Source organism: Mesorhizobium sp. M0909, assembly GCF_040319515.1.
GTDB lineage: Bacteria > Pseudomonadota > Alphaproteobacteria > Rhizobiales > Rhizobiaceae > Mesorhizobium.
This window is the reverse complement of record NZ_JAMYOA010000010.1, coordinates 124,418-137,181: the sequence shown is the minus strand read 5'-3', so window position 1 is coordinate 137,181 and position 12,764 is coordinate 124,418. Positions and strand designations below refer to the sequence as shown.

General features: G+C 61.0%; 16 protein-coding genes, 1 tRNA gene and 1 pseudogene. 12 read left to right on the top strand and 6 right to left on the bottom strand.

Annotation, left to right across the window (positions count from 1 at the left end; all coding sequences use genetic code 11):
- Window positions 1-13: 13 nt before the first annotated feature.
- On the bottom strand, window positions 14-247 hold the full coding sequence (locus NKH83_RS17665; RefSeq protein ID WP_254817560.1) for a hypothetical protein: 234 nt from the start codon (window positions 245-247) through the stop codon (window positions 14-16).
- A 79-nt stretch (window positions 248-326) separates the two neighbouring features.
- On the opposite strand from NKH83_RS17665, the gene NKH83_RS17660 reads away from it, so the two are divergent.
- Entirely contained in the window at window positions 327-827 is a 501-nt protein-coding gene (locus tag NKH83_RS17660) for a DUF2165 family protein (protein ID WP_352806081.1), read from the top strand.
- Between the two features lie 252 nt (window positions 828-1,079).
- Complete coding sequence (locus NKH83_RS17655; RefSeq protein ID WP_352806078.1) at window positions 1,080-3,221, top strand: sodium-translocating pyrophosphatase; 2,142 nt, start codon at window positions 1,080-1,082, stop codon at window positions 3,219-3,221.
- Window positions 3,222-3,349: 128 nt separating this feature from the next.
- Here the strand turns inward: NKH83_RS17655 and NKH83_RS17650 are convergent, their stop codons facing one another.
- Window positions 3,350-3,883, bottom strand: a complete 534-nt coding sequence (locus NKH83_RS17650; protein WP_352477172.1) for an outer membrane protein assembly factor BamE — start codon at window positions 3,881-3,883, stop codon at window positions 3,350-3,352.
- A gap of 114 nt (window positions 3,884-3,997) precedes the next feature.
- On the opposite strand from NKH83_RS17650, the gene NKH83_RS17645 reads away from it, so the two are divergent.
- The 7 genes from NKH83_RS17645 (at window position 3,998) to NKH83_RS17615 (ending at window position 8,928) form a co-directional block, all read left to right on the top strand.
- The gene (locus tag NKH83_RS17645) at window positions 3,998-4,537 is read left to right on the top strand and encodes a ubiquinol-cytochrome C chaperone family protein (RefSeq protein ID WP_352477173.1); all 540 of its coding nucleotides are present in this window, start codon (window positions 3,998-4,000) and stop codon (window positions 4,535-4,537) included.
- 41 nt (window positions 4,538-4,578) lie between these two features.
- Window positions 4,579-5,127: a YceD family protein gene (locus NKH83_RS17640; RefSeq protein WP_352806074.1), complete on the top strand. Its 549-nt coding sequence runs from the start codon at window positions 4,579-4,581 to the stop codon at window positions 5,125-5,127.
- A 123-nt stretch (window positions 5,128-5,250) separates the two neighbouring features.
- A complete protein-coding gene (plsX, locus tag NKH83_RS17635) occupies window positions 5,251-6,321 on the top strand; it encodes a phosphate acyltransferase PlsX (RefSeq protein ID WP_352477175.1) in 1,071 nt (356 codons plus the stop codon).
- A gap of 9 nt (window positions 6,322-6,330) precedes the next feature.
- Entirely contained in the window at window positions 6,331-7,302 is a 972-nt protein-coding gene (locus NKH83_RS17630; RefSeq protein WP_352477176.1) for a beta-ketoacyl-ACP synthase III, read from the top strand.
- A gap of 104 nt (window positions 7,303-7,406) precedes the next feature.
- Window positions 7,407-7,730, top strand: coding sequence for an integration host factor subunit alpha (locus NKH83_RS17625; RefSeq protein WP_023717292.1), 324 nt, complete (start codon window positions 7,407-7,409; stop codon window positions 7,728-7,730).
- Window positions 7,731-7,972: 242 nt separating this feature from the next.
- Window positions 7,973-8,515, top strand: coding sequence for a MerR family transcriptional regulator (locus NKH83_RS17620; RefSeq protein ID WP_023674511.1), 543 nt, complete (start codon window positions 7,973-7,975; stop codon window positions 8,513-8,515).
- A gap of 71 nt (window positions 8,516-8,586) precedes the next feature.
- Window positions 8,587-8,928, top strand: coding sequence for a hypothetical protein (locus NKH83_RS17615; RefSeq protein ID WP_352477177.1), 342 nt, complete (start codon window positions 8,587-8,589; stop codon window positions 8,926-8,928).
- A gap of 128 nt (window positions 8,929-9,056) precedes the next feature.
- Here the strand turns inward: NKH83_RS17615 and NKH83_RS17610 are convergent, their stop codons facing one another.
- Window positions 9,057-9,251, bottom strand: coding sequence for a hypothetical protein (locus tag NKH83_RS17610; RefSeq protein WP_352806069.1), 195 nt, complete (start codon window positions 9,249-9,251; stop codon window positions 9,057-9,059).
- A gap of 317 nt (window positions 9,252-9,568) precedes the next feature.
- Between NKH83_RS17610 and NKH83_RS17605 the strand changes: the two genes are divergently transcribed.
- Window positions 9,569-9,847, top strand: coding sequence for a helix-turn-helix domain-containing protein (locus NKH83_RS17605; RefSeq protein ID WP_254817571.1), 279 nt, complete (start codon window positions 9,569-9,571; stop codon window positions 9,845-9,847).
- Window positions 9,848-9,966: 119 nt separating this feature from the next.
- Window positions 9,967-10,426: pseudogene (locus NKH83_RS17600) on the top strand (YbaK/EbsC family protein).
- Between the two features lie 38 nt (window positions 10,427-10,464).
- On the opposite strand, the gene NKH83_RS17595 reads toward NKH83_RS17600, so the two are convergent.
- Window positions 10,465-10,656, bottom strand: coding sequence for a hypothetical protein (locus tag NKH83_RS17595; RefSeq protein WP_352477180.1), 192 nt, complete (start codon window positions 10,654-10,656; stop codon window positions 10,465-10,467).
- 121 nt (window positions 10,657-10,777) lie between these two features.
- On the bottom strand, window positions 10,778-10,972 hold the full coding sequence (locus NKH83_RS17590; RefSeq protein ID WP_254817574.1) for a hypothetical protein: 195 nt from the start codon (window positions 10,970-10,972) through the stop codon (window positions 10,778-10,780).
- Between the two features lie 824 nt (window positions 10,973-11,796).
- Here NKH83_RS17590 and NKH83_RS17585 point away from each other — a divergent pair.
- Window positions 11,797-12,294, top strand: coding sequence for a hypothetical protein (locus NKH83_RS17585; RefSeq protein WP_352477182.1), 498 nt, complete (start codon window positions 11,797-11,799; stop codon window positions 12,292-12,294).
- Window positions 12,295-12,680: 386 nt separating this feature from the next.
- On the opposite strand, the gene NKH83_RS17580 is transcribed toward NKH83_RS17585, so the two are convergent.
- Window positions 12,681-12,757: transfer RNA gene (locus tag NKH83_RS17580), tRNA-Pro, on the bottom strand.
- Window positions 12,758-12,764 lie beyond the last annotated feature (7 nt).

The following is a 12,764-nucleotide window of genomic DNA, read 5'->3' as shown; positions in this document are numbered from 1 at the left end:
AGCTTCGTTCCTTTCAGCGGCCGATCGAACGCGCGGGATGATCAAGCGTCAGTTCGAGCGCCATACCCGTCCCGCTGGCGATCCAGCGGCGGCGGATGACGGCGAAATCGTGCTGTGTACCGGCTCCAACCACAGAGACCAAGTCGCCCACAGCGCAATCACTATCAAGATCGAGGGCTTCGACAGTCTCGGCAATGTCTTGCTTGCCGGCATAATGTCTCGCAATGGCTGTGAGCACGATGATCACTGGGCCACCCGTTGCGCGATCTTCGGGACTCGGCGATTGATGAGTGCGATGCCCCGATCTTTCAGCAGGAGTTCTTGCCATGACCGCGCGTTTCTCCAAGATCGTCATGTGTTTGTGTCTGGCGGCTTTCGCCTTCCTCGTCGCCTTTGGCAACATCACCGATTACGGCTCAAACTTCGCCTTTGTCCAGCATGTGCTGAGCATGGACACAACCTTTCCCGGCAACGCACTGATGTACCGCTCGATCACCAACCCGGCCTTGTGGGCGGCAGGCTACTGGCTGATCATCCTTGGCGAGGCGCTGACCTGCCTGCTCTACCTGATCGCCGCCTGGCAACTCTGGCAGGCGCGCAACGCCAGCGGACAGGCATTCAACGATGCCAAGAAGTTCGCCATCATTGCCGCCACGATGGGCTTCCTCGTTTGGTATTTCGGCTTCATGGTCGTTGGCGGCGAGTGGTTTGCCATGTGGCAGTCTTCGACATGGAATGGTCAGGAGGCGGCGTTCAAATTCTACATGACCATGCTGGTGGTGCTGGTCTTCGTCGTCCAGCCGGACGGCGACCCGCGCAAAGCTTGACGGCCGTTCGCCGATTTCAATCGATCTAACCGGATGGCGGTGTCGACAGGCGCACTGCCGTCCAGCCTTTTGGGCGAAACCCGGGATCTTTTGGGCGAAAGCCGGACAAGAACCGAACAATATCTTGACGTTCCGAGCCCTGTTTCGCATAAGCCGCTGCGAAGGGACGGATTCCGGTTGCGGAAATTCGTCCCCTGTCTCAACGGCCCGGGGAGGGGTTCTTTTGGGCCACCAATCGAGGAAAATTCGGCAATGACCATAATTTCAGCTGTCATCGCCTGCGGTCTGCTTTCAGTCCTTTACGCCATCTGGGCGACACGTTCGGTTCTCGCGGCCGATCAGGGCAATGCACGCATGCAGGAAATTTCCGCGGCCATCCGCGAAGGCGCGCAGGCTTATCTGGCGCGCCAGTACACCACCATCGCCATCGTCGGTGTCGTGGTCCTGCTGCTCGCCTGGTGGCTGCTTTCGATTACCGCCGCCATCGGCTTCCTGATAGGCGCCGTTCTGTCGGGTGCCGCTGGCTTCATCGGCATGCACGTCTCGGTGCGGGCCAATGTGCGCACCGCGCAGGCGGCTTCCAACAGCCTCGCTGCCGGCCTCGAGATCGCCTTCAAGTCGGGCGCCATCACTGGCATGCTGGTTGCTGGCCTGGCCCTTCTCGGCGTCTCCATCTACTATCTGATCCTGACCCAGTTCATGGGTCTGCAGCCAAACGATCGCGTCGTCATCGACTCGCTTGTTTCGCTCGGCTTCGGCGCCTCGCTTATATCGATCTTCGCCCGTCTCGGCGGCGGCATCTTCACTAAAGGCGCCGACGTCGGCGGGGATCTCGTCGGCAAGGTTGAAGCCGGCATTCCCGAAGACGATCCACGCAATCCGGCCACCATTGCCGACAATGTCGGCGACAATGTCGGCGATTGCGCCGGCATGGCGGCCGACCTGTTCGAGACCTATGCAGTGACCGTGGTCGCCACCATGGTCCTGGCCGCCATCTTCTTCGGTGGCACCGCCGTTCTCGGCGCGGCCATGCTCTATCCGCTGGCCATCTGCGGTGCCTGCATCCTCACCTCGATCGTCGGCACCTTCTTCGTCAAGCTTGGTTCCAGCGGCTCGATCATGGGCGCGCTCTACAAGGGCCTGATCGTCACCGGGCTGCTGTCGATTGTCGGCCTTGCCGTAGCCACTTCGGCATGTATCGGCTGGGGGGAGATCGGCACCGTCGCCGGCATGGCTATTACCGGCACGAACCTGTTCGTCTGCGGTCTCGTCGGCCTTGCGGTGACCGGCCTCATCGTGGTGATCACCGAATATTATACCGGCACCAACAAGCGTCCGGTGAACTCCATCGCCCAGGCCTCGGTCACCGGTCACGGCACCAACGTCATCCAGGGCCTCGCGGTCTCGCTGGAAGCGACAGCGTTGCCGGCGATCGTCATCATCGGCGGCATCATCTCGACATACCAGCTTGCCGGCCTCTACGGTACGGCGATCGCGGTGACGACGATGCTCGGCCTCGCCGGCATGATCGTCGCGCTCGATGCCTTCGGCCCGGTTACCGACAATGCCGGCGGCATTGCCGAAATGGCCGGCCTGCCCAAGGAAGTGCGCCAGTCAACCGACGCGCTTGACGCTGTCGGCAACACCACCAAGGCGGTAACCAAGGGCTACGCCATCGGCTCGGCCGGCCTCGGCGCGCTGGTGCTGTTCGCGGCCTATTCTAACGACCTGAAGTTCTTTGCCGCCAATGGCGACAAATACCCGTACTTCCAGGGCATGGGCGACGTCTCCTTCGACCTTTCCAATCCTTACGTCGTCGCCGGCCTGATCTTCGGCGGCCTGATCCCGTATCTGTTCGGCGGCATCGCCATGACCGCCGTCGGCCGCGCCGCGGGCGCTATCGTCCAGGAGGTGCGCAAGCAGTTCCGCGAGGATCCGGGAATCATGGCCGGCACCTCGAAGCCGAACTATGCGCGCGCCGTCGACCTTCTGACCAAGGCAGCGATCCGGGAGATGATCGTTCCGTCATTGTTGCCGGTGCTGGCGCCGCTGGTCGTCTATTTCGGCGTCCTCCTGATCTCCGGTTCGAAGGCATCCGCCTTTGCCGCCCTCGGTGCCTCGCTGCTCGGTGTCATCGTCAACGGCCTTTTCGTTGCCATTTCGATGACCTCCGGCGGTGGTGCCTGGGACAACGCCAAGAAGTCGTTCGAAGATGGTTTTGTCGACAAGGACGGCGTCAAGCATATGAAGGGCTCCGAAGCGCACAAGGCTTCGGTGACCGGCGATACGGTCGGCGACCCCTACAAGGATACTGCCGGCCCGGCGGTCAACCCGGCGATCAAGATCACCAACATCGTCGCGCTGCTGTTGCTGGCCGTTCTCGCGCACGGCTAAGCTCGGTCGCTACGACCTTAAGACAAAAACCCGCGGGATCGCTCCCGCGGGTTTTTCATTGCCTGAGATGTGCCGCTTCCGGGGAGGGAAGTAAAAGGAAAGAAGGAGCCGACCTCCGCCGGAATGGATCAGGTGCCGCCGAGCGTGCTGCCGCCGCCGCCGCCGGGAATACCGGGCGCCAGCTTGCTGGCGCCATTTATGATCTGGCTGAGGAAGTTCTGGTCCTTGCCGCCGGTCGGCGTGGTGCGCGAGATGAAGTCGAACACTTTGCCGTCCTTCAACCCGTAATTGGCTATCTGCGTGACGCGCCCGTCATCGCCGAAATAGACTGCCAGTACATGCTGGTCGACCAGCCGCGGCTTGTCGAAGGCGACGTAGCGCTTGCGCGTCTGCGAAATGTAATAAAAGGCCTCGTTGTCGAAGGTCGCTTTCGTCGAGGGAGTGCCGAGCGCCAGCAGCACCTGTTCGCGGCTTGAGCCGACCGGCACCAGGTCGATCGCCTGCTGGTCGATGACGTAGCCTTGCGTCAGCGTCTCGCTCGGATTGAGATCGCCGATCATCTTGGATGAATTGCAGGCGGAAAGCGCCGCAGCGATCACCAGTAGCGAAACCGCACCGGCGGGCCTGGGCAGGAAAGTCGACTTGAATTTCAGCGCGCGCAACTACAACTCCATAAGCTGGCCGCAACTTGCGCTGGGCCGCAAAACCGGTAAACCAGCTTGCTTGCCGATGCAACAAGGCCACTTCAACAAACGGTCCCGGGAGACCACCCTCAAATGTTCCAGCGCCTCTTTGGCCGCGAACGACATGCCAACCGCGCCATCACCGAGGCGCTTTACGCACAAATCGTGGCGGCGGCGCGGCAAACGGTGTTTTATTCCGCCTGGAACGTGCCGGACACGCCGCTCGGCCGCTTCGAGATGCTGTCGTTGCACATGTTCCTGTTCCAGCACCGGTTGCGCGGCGAGGGTGGTGCGGCGGCAGAGGTTGCGCAGGTGCTGATCGACGAGTTCTTCATGGATGTCGAACATTCGTTGCGGGAATTGGGCATTGGCGACGTCGGCGTGCCGAAGCGCATGCGGAAACTGGCGAAGATGTTCTACGGCCGCACCGCCGCCTATGACGATGCACTGCAACGAAATGACCATGATGCACTTACCGGCGCCCTTGCCCGCAATGTCAGGCCCGATGCCGGCGCCTGGCCGCAAGCGTCGCAACTGGCACTCTATGCCGCCGATGCATCCAGGCAACTCACGGAACAGCCGACCGAATCGATCGTTTCCGGCACGGTGGTATTTCCCGTGGCCAACGCTTGAGCGGCGGCAGGCCGAATGAAGATGGCGAAGTGGAGGCGAACATGAAACGTCCTGATATCCACAGCCCAGTGTCATTCCGGGCAAATGTCGCTCGGCTGCCGCAAAAGGGGCTGCCGGTGGTGATCGATGCCGACGCCGGGCAGCGCGCCCTGCTGGCCGCCGAGCACGAACTGCTTTCGGTAGAAAACTATCGCGCCGAACTCCTGGTCGAGCCCTGGAAGCGCAACGGGGTGAAAGTCAGCGGCTATGTCGAGGCCGATGTAACGCAGGCCTGCATCGTCACCCTCGACCCGGTCAAGGCGCATATCGACGAGCCGGTCGAAGCGCTGTTCCTGCCGGAGCAATCCAAGCTCGGCCGGCAAGGTTTCGACGGCGGCGGTGAGATCCTACTCGACGCCGAAGGGCCGGACAGCCCGGAGACCTTTTCCGGCGACGCCATCGACGTCGGAGCGCTTGCCGAACAGTTCTTTGGCTTGGCGATCGATCCCTATCCGCGCAAGCCCGGTGTGTCGCTGGAGGCCGCCGGCGATGCCGAGCCTGTGGAGAATGAGTTCCAGCAAAAGCTCAGATCACTGTTGGGAAAATCCTGATAGCTGATCCAATTTGAGAAAAGTTGGTTGTGCGGCAGCCCAAAACCGTTATTTTCGCCGAACCTTCGCGAGCCCCGTACCTTGGCAAGCCCGCTGGCCAAGCAACCGTGAGATGAACACCGCGTGATCAGGATTTCCATCGATGCCATGGGCGGCGATCACGGGCCAAGCGTGGTCATCCCGGCGCTCATGACTGTCGCCACCCGCCGTCCGGACATACGCTTCGTCATTTATGGGCGCGAAGAAGTGGTACGGCCCGAACTCGCCAAATTCCCCAAGCTGGCGGACGTGAGCGAGTTCATCCACTGCGAGATCGCAGTCCGGATGGACGACAAGCCGAGCCAGGCGCTGCGCCATGGTCGCTGGAAATCATCGATGTGGAAGGCCGTCGAGGCGGTCAAGGCAGGCACTGCCGACGCCTGCATCTCAGCCGGCAATACCGGCGCGCTGATGGCAATGTCCAGGTTCTGCCTTCGCACCATGGCGACCATCGATCGCCCGGCAATCGCGGCGCTCTGGCCGACATTGCGCGGCGAAAGCGTGGTGCTGGACGTCGGCGCCACTATCGGCGCAGATGCGCATCAACTGGTTGATTTTGCCATTCTGGGCACCGGCATGGCGCGCTCGGTTTTCGGCATTGAACGGCCTAGCGTCGGCCTGCTCAATGTCGGCGTCGAGGAGATCAAGGGTCAGGAGGAGGTCAAGGAGGCGGGCCGCATGCTTCGCGAGGCCAACATGGCCTCGATGAACTACCATGGCTTTGTCGAGGGTGACGATATCGGCAAGGGCAGTGTCGACGTCGTCGTTACCGAAGGATTTGCCGGCAACATCGCGCTGAAGACGGCGGAAGGCACGGTCAGGCAGATCGCCGGGTATCTGCGCGCGGCGATGAACCGCACGCTGATGGCCAGGATCGGCTATATCTTCGCGAAGACCGCCTTCAATCGCCTGCGCGAGAAGATGGATGTCGGCCGCTCCAATGGCGGCGTCTTCCTCGGGTTGAACGGCATCGTGGTGAAAAGCCATGGCGGGGCTGATTCGGATGGCTTTGCGGCGGCGATCGAGCTTGGCTACGACATGGTACGCAACAATCTGCTTGACCGCATCGAAGCCGATCTCGACCTGTTCCATGCCCGCAATCCGAATGCCCAGACAATCCGGAAATCCGACGTCGTCATCGACGCAAAGGAATAGGAAAGAGCATTGATCAGATCAGTCGTGCGCGGCACGGGCGCCGCGCTGCCCCGCCGCATTATGAAGAATGCCGATTTCGAAGGCATGGTCGAGACGTCGGACGAGTGGATCGTCCAGCGCACCGGTATTCGCCAGCGCCACATCGCGGCCGATGACGAGACGACGGCCTCGCTGGGCGAGGCGGCGGCGCGCGCAGCCCTCGACAGCGCCGGCCTGATGGCGGACGACATCGACCTGATCGTGCTGGCGACCTCGACGCCCAACAACACCTTTCCCGCGACCGCGGTCGAGATCCAGAACCGCCTCGGCATGCACCACGGTTTTGCCTTCGACCTGCAGGCGGTTTGCTCCGGCTTCGTCTATGCAGTGACGACCGCCGACCTCTATATCCGCGGCGGCTTGGCCAGACGGGTGCTGGTGATCGGCTCGGAAACATTTTCGCGCATTCTCGACTGGAACGACCGCTCGACCTGCGTTTTGTTCGGCGACGGCGCCGGCGCGATGGTGCTGGAAGCAGGCACGGGAGCAGGCGGCATCGCCGACCGAGGCGTTCTGGCGGCCAGCCTGCGCTCCGACGGCATCCACAAGGACAAGCTTTTTGTCGACGGTGGGCCGTCGACCACCGGGACGGTCGGGCACCTCAGGATGGAAGGCCGCGAAGTGTTCAAGCATGCGGTCGGCATGATCACCGACGTTATCGAGGCGACGTTCGCACAGGCCGGCATCAGCGCCGCCGATCTCGACTGGTTCGTGCCGCATCAAGCCAATAAACGAATTATTGACGCTTCGGCCAAAAAGCTCGGGATAGAGGAGCGGAAGGTGGTCGTGACCGTCGATCTGCACGGTAATACCTCCGCTGCTTCGGTGCCGCTGGCACTGTCCGCGGCCGTCGCCGACGGTCGCATCAAAAAGGGTGACCTGGTACTGCTTGAGGCGATGGGCGGCGGCTTCACCTGGGGCGCCGTCCTGCTCCGCTGGTAAGTGCCGAACTATCGGGTTCGGGTCCTTGACCTTGACGGATCAATTACTTAGGTTCTGCCGTTGCTTGTATCGATTTATGTTTTTGAGCTGATGGGACGGTTCGTATGGGGGGAAAGACACTTACGCGCGCCGACCTCGCCGAAGCCGTTTACCGCAAGGTTGGGCTGTCGCGTACTGAATCGGCCGAGCTTGTCGAGGCGGTGCTGAATGAGATCTGCGAGGCGATCGTTCGCGGCGAGACGGTGAAGCTGTCGTCCTTCGCGACCTTCCACGTGCGCTCCAAAAACGAGCGCATCGGGCGCAATCCCAAGACCGGTGAGGAAGTACCGATCCTGCCGCGCCGGGTGATGACCTTCAAGTCGTCGAATGTGCTGAAGAACCGTATCCTGCGCTCCCATCAAAACAGCAAAGCCAAGGGCAGCAAGTAGACGCCCGATCCACTTTGCCGAGAATCATGCTCCAGGCTTCGGTTGAAAAACGAGCCCTGCTTTTGCGCCGGGCTTGAATATTGTTTCATAAACCGCTGAAATAAGATGCGATTCGGTAGGCCGGATCGTATTTGGGTGTGATCCGCTCCGGCGGGACGGAAAGCTGCTCTCTTTGTCAAGCGTGACGTCGCCCGAACCCGGTTCCCGCCTTCGCGATCATGCTCTAGCGTGAGGATTCGCCCATGGACAAGAGCCCTGATGCTTTCCGCACCATCAGCGAGGTCGCGGAGGATCTGGATTTGCCGCAGCACGTGCTGCGCTTCTGGGAGACGCGTTTCAACCAGATCAAGCCGATGAAGCGCGGCGGCGGCCGCCGCTACTACCGCCCGCAGGACGTCGAACTGATCAAGGGTATCCGCCATATGCTCTACGATCAGGGCTATACGATCAAGGGGGTGCAGAAGCTGTTGCGCGAGAACGGCAACCAGTTTCTGATCGCCGTCGGCAGTGGCGACATGGCGGCGGTCGAGGCGATCTCGCAGCGCCGACAGGCCGACACGGTACCGCTGACGCAAGCGGCGCAGCCGCGCGGCCCGGACGACGAAATGCTGGTCGGCCAGCCGAGGGTGAAACCCAGCCGTCGTTTTTTCGGCATAGGCAAGACCGACGAGGAAGGTCCGGTTCCGCCGGACACGTCAAAACTTTCCCGTGACAATCGCGCATTGCTACAGGAGGCGCTGTTCGACCTCCTGGAATGCAAGCGCCTGCTCGATCAGGTTCGCTAGAGCCCGCCGGGCTGACCGGAACGGTCTTCAGGGTCATGCGTTAGGCTTCCTTCTGCAGAAGGAAGCACGTCATGGCATCGCTTTCGAGCATCTCCGACACCGATCTGAACAAGCAGGTCGCGGCCCTGACCAGGGAACTGGCCACCTTGAAGAAAGCCGTGTTAAAGCGGGGCGGCGCTTTTTACGAAGACGGGCGCGATACCGCGTCGGATTATTATTCGGATATCACTGAGCGCCTCGGCGACGCCTTGCCGGCAATCAGAAGGCAAGGCCGGGCGATCGAGAAGACCGCCCGAGATCATCCGGCGACGGCGGCCGCTGTTGGGCTGGTTCTGGTCGGGCTCGTCGCCAGTCTGTTCCTCGGCGGCCGGCAGCAACAAGCACCGCGGGCGCGTTCAAGATCGGCACGTTGAGATAAGCAAATGGCGGCGGTCAGCGGACCGCCGCCATTTTTTCGCCGACACGGCAAACCCGGTAATGGAGCCGCCCTTGATCCCAGGACCAGAACGGCTGCTTGCGGGTTGTTCGCCCAAGGGTGTTTTCAGTACTTCTTCGCCACAACCTTCTTGTGATGGTCGCGATAGTGGTGGTGGACGCGGTGATGGTAGTGATGGCGGTGATGCTTCTTGACGGTGGCGTGCATCGTCGTTGCATTCGCGCTGCTTGCGCCGATGATCGGCATCGAGAGGGCAAGTGCGATTGCAAGTCCAAGGGCGGAGAGAAGAGGCTTGTTCATGACATCGTTTCCTTTTTGCGCAGGCGGAATTTAAGCGTCACCGATTCAGGTCGGTGACCCGATCGGTGCGGTTGGGACTATCGCCTTGGAGTTTTTCGGCAGTTTTTCCGGCCTGTAGAATTTTGTTTCCGAACTGTGTCTGCCGACGATCCGGCCGGATGTCGGCGCACCGGCATCCGCCATTGATTCCGGCGTCGGTTCACGATGCCGTGACGCTATCTTTGATGCTTGGCAAATCACCGGCGAGCGGGCATTCTCCGGATCGTCTCAGGCAACAACATGATTTGATCTAACTCTTTCATCCCACGGAGTTGCCAATGCCCCAAATAGCAAAACGCGAACCTTACTCCGACCTGGCGGCGAGCGCGGTTACGCCTGAACGCAGTGCCGTCCGCACTGCCCGGGAAGCCCGTGGATACAGCATCGAAGAGCTGTCCCTGGCGTGCGGGCTGGCAGCCTATGAGATTGCCGACATCGAAAGCGGCAAGGATGCCGATCCTTCGAAACGTCGGCGTATTGCCTCCGCGCTTCAACTTCCGGAAAGCGCTCTGTTTGACGAAGCCGTGTTGCCTGCCAAAAGGCGATCCGTGTCGTAGCGACGTGTCATGCTTTTATTCCACGAGCTCGCCATGGGTCGCCCTGGCGGGCCTCGTTTTTTCACCCGCGTAGTGGACTTGCCGGCCGCCACGGCGACGCCAGACGGAAATTGCCGGAGATGAGCCTCGAATCCGTTCGCGCCTTTTTCGCCGCACACGCGCCCGACATCGACGTTATCGTCACGGAAGCCAGCTCGGCGACAGTGCCTCTGGCCGCCGAAGCGCATGGCGTAGCGCCGGCGCAGATCGCCAAGACGATCTGCTTGCGCGTCGGCGACCAGACGATGCTGATCGTGGCCAGCGGGATCTCCAGGCTGGACAATCGCAAATTCAAGGACCGGGTTGGGTGGCAAGGCGCGAATGCTGGATGCCGAACAGGTGCTTGCCGCGACCGGTCATCCCGTCGGCGGGGTGTGCCCGTTCGGCCTACCGGCGCCGCTCCCGGTCTACTGCGACATCTCGCTGCGCGCCTTTGACGAGGTCGTCCCGGCGGCAGGCGCGACGAATGCCGCCGTACGGCTCAGCCCGCAACGCCTGGCCGAACTCGTCGACGCCGAGTGGGTGGATGTGTGCCAGTAGCCGTTTATCCGGGTCGTGGGATCCGCTGAGCGTTACCGCTACTCGGTCTTCTGTGGCTCTTCTTTCTTGATCGTCTGAGCGTCCGTGACAGTCGACATATCGGCCTTCTCGACGCTCGCTGTCGTCTGCGTGTCGACCGATGCCTGGACCTTTGAATGCGCGGGGCAATCCGCAGAGGCAACTGATATGGACATGGTCAGTGCCGCGGCTATTGCGAGGAATGTCTTCATGATCATTCTCCTCGTTCGTTCGATGGGCAAAGTTAGCCCGTCTGGCACCAACGGCCAAATCACATTTGTTCACACGCTGGCCCAGTAATTCAAATGGCTGCGCGGATAGCCGCTTGCCGTATCAAAGCCCACTGGCTCCGGCCGGAGGATTTTTGGCGTTAAAGATCTCGCCGCTCAGAGCCAGTCTCAGGTCTTCGGCGCTGAGCTGACCACTTTCGAACAAATCCATCACCCTGCGGCCGAGCACTTCTCTGCCTGGATCGCCGTCAGCGAGGCCTAGTTCACGGCATCGGGCATCAAGTGCCTTGGTCAACATGGTCAGCTCGGCAGGACAGGCAACCCCTTGAAGCGACATTGCATCTCTCCCCTAAGGGCGAAAGCGCGTGGCATCTTCGTAGCGTCCGCTCGCCCTTACAACTGCGGACGACGGCAATTCAAATAAAGCCAACCTTTTTCGAACTCAACATTCAAACGTACCAAAACGCCGCGCGCTCCAATGCCAGGATCCTGCTACAATACGGCATGGCCGTCCGAATAGCGGTTATCCTCGCGCTTCTCTTCGCCTTCGCCTACGGTTTCGCAAAACTCGCGGAACATTATGGCAGAGTTGGCCACAGGCCCTCTCCGTGTGAAGAATTGCCCTATCCTGATTGTCCTGATCAAAAAGCTCTTCCCCGGGAAGAAACTGAGCTTTGAGCGCGCCTGTTCAGGCCAGGCCAGCCATCGGGATTGAATTAGTTCTTTCCAACCGACGGTTGGTGGACGCATTGCAGCTGATGGGCCTAGGGTTCACTACGATCCGCGCGCACCGGGCATGCCCAAACCCCCGAGTCACCCCTGCCTGATGCAAGGCGCCTGATCGAGTCCCGCCGTTCTGGCATGTGCGGCGGGACCTTTTCTTATTGAAGCTGGAATACGGCTCACGATAAAGGTTGGCGTACGCAGCAAACGTCGCCTAGCCACTGTCGCGCGGTTTCTCGGGAAAGATGATCGGTAGCTGATGACGGGTGAGCGCCGCGACCTGAGCACAGTAGCGAGAACCGTCCTTATCGTTGCTGAGCCCGTCCCGGCTGAATGCAGCGCCCTTCTATCGACTCGGACAACTACCTGTGCTTGTATTCTCTCGCCTTCGGGAGGGGCATGGAAATGGGCAGGGGGAGAATGGTCGCGGCTTTGGCCGCTGCGCTGGCGATCGCCGGCTGTCAGACATCCGCAAACTCGCATTGGGAACAGATCGGCTACGGTCCGACCTACGAGTATGCAAATGCACAATGCTCGATCATGTCCTCATCAACCCAGCAAGGCATGGTTGCTTGGGGAACGCCCAGCTATGTGGCGGGCGCCCAACTCGGCAACGCCTTGGGTAATGCGATCCGCCAGGCGGAGTTCATGAAGAACTGCATGGTCATGCAGGGATGGAAGCAGGTTCCGAACGCTAAGGTGGCGGCGGCGAAGATCACGCCTGCAACTGCGGCCACCACCAACTACAATAGGCCAAGGTCAAATCCCGCAATGTCTGCAATCATGCTGGACTGGGGATCTGCAAACAACCGCTGCTTGGCTGGCGATACCACCTCGTGCAGTCGGCGAACAATACTGGAAAAGGAACTCGCCAAGATGGGCGTGTCGCCAACATAGGCAGCCTCAGAGGACGCTGCTTCTTGATGTCCAGCTATCCGAATACCGCTTCACAATTCGCGTCGTAATACCCGCCGCCGTCACGCTGGTCAGTTGCGCGAAGCCGCCGACGGAAGGATCTGCACGCTGAGCATCGACGAGGCACGATATCTCGGCCAATGGATCGGGGCTCCAGCTGCCGCTCGCATATCCACTTCAACCGGGAGAGTTCGCCCGGTAGATCATCGAAGGTGGCCGCCTTGTGCAGAGCATTAGCATCATCAGCCCCGGAACCACCTGTAGCGACCATGGCGTCGAGATGAGGTATTGGGATGACCTTCGGCACGGTCCCAAAGGCCAGACCGGCACGAAGTTGGACTTTGGGGGTAAGTCCTTGTTTTTATTGATGGTCGGAGTGGCCGGATTCGAACCGACGACCCCTTGACCCCCAGTCAAGTGCGCTACCGGGCTGCGCTACACTCCGGACCGGT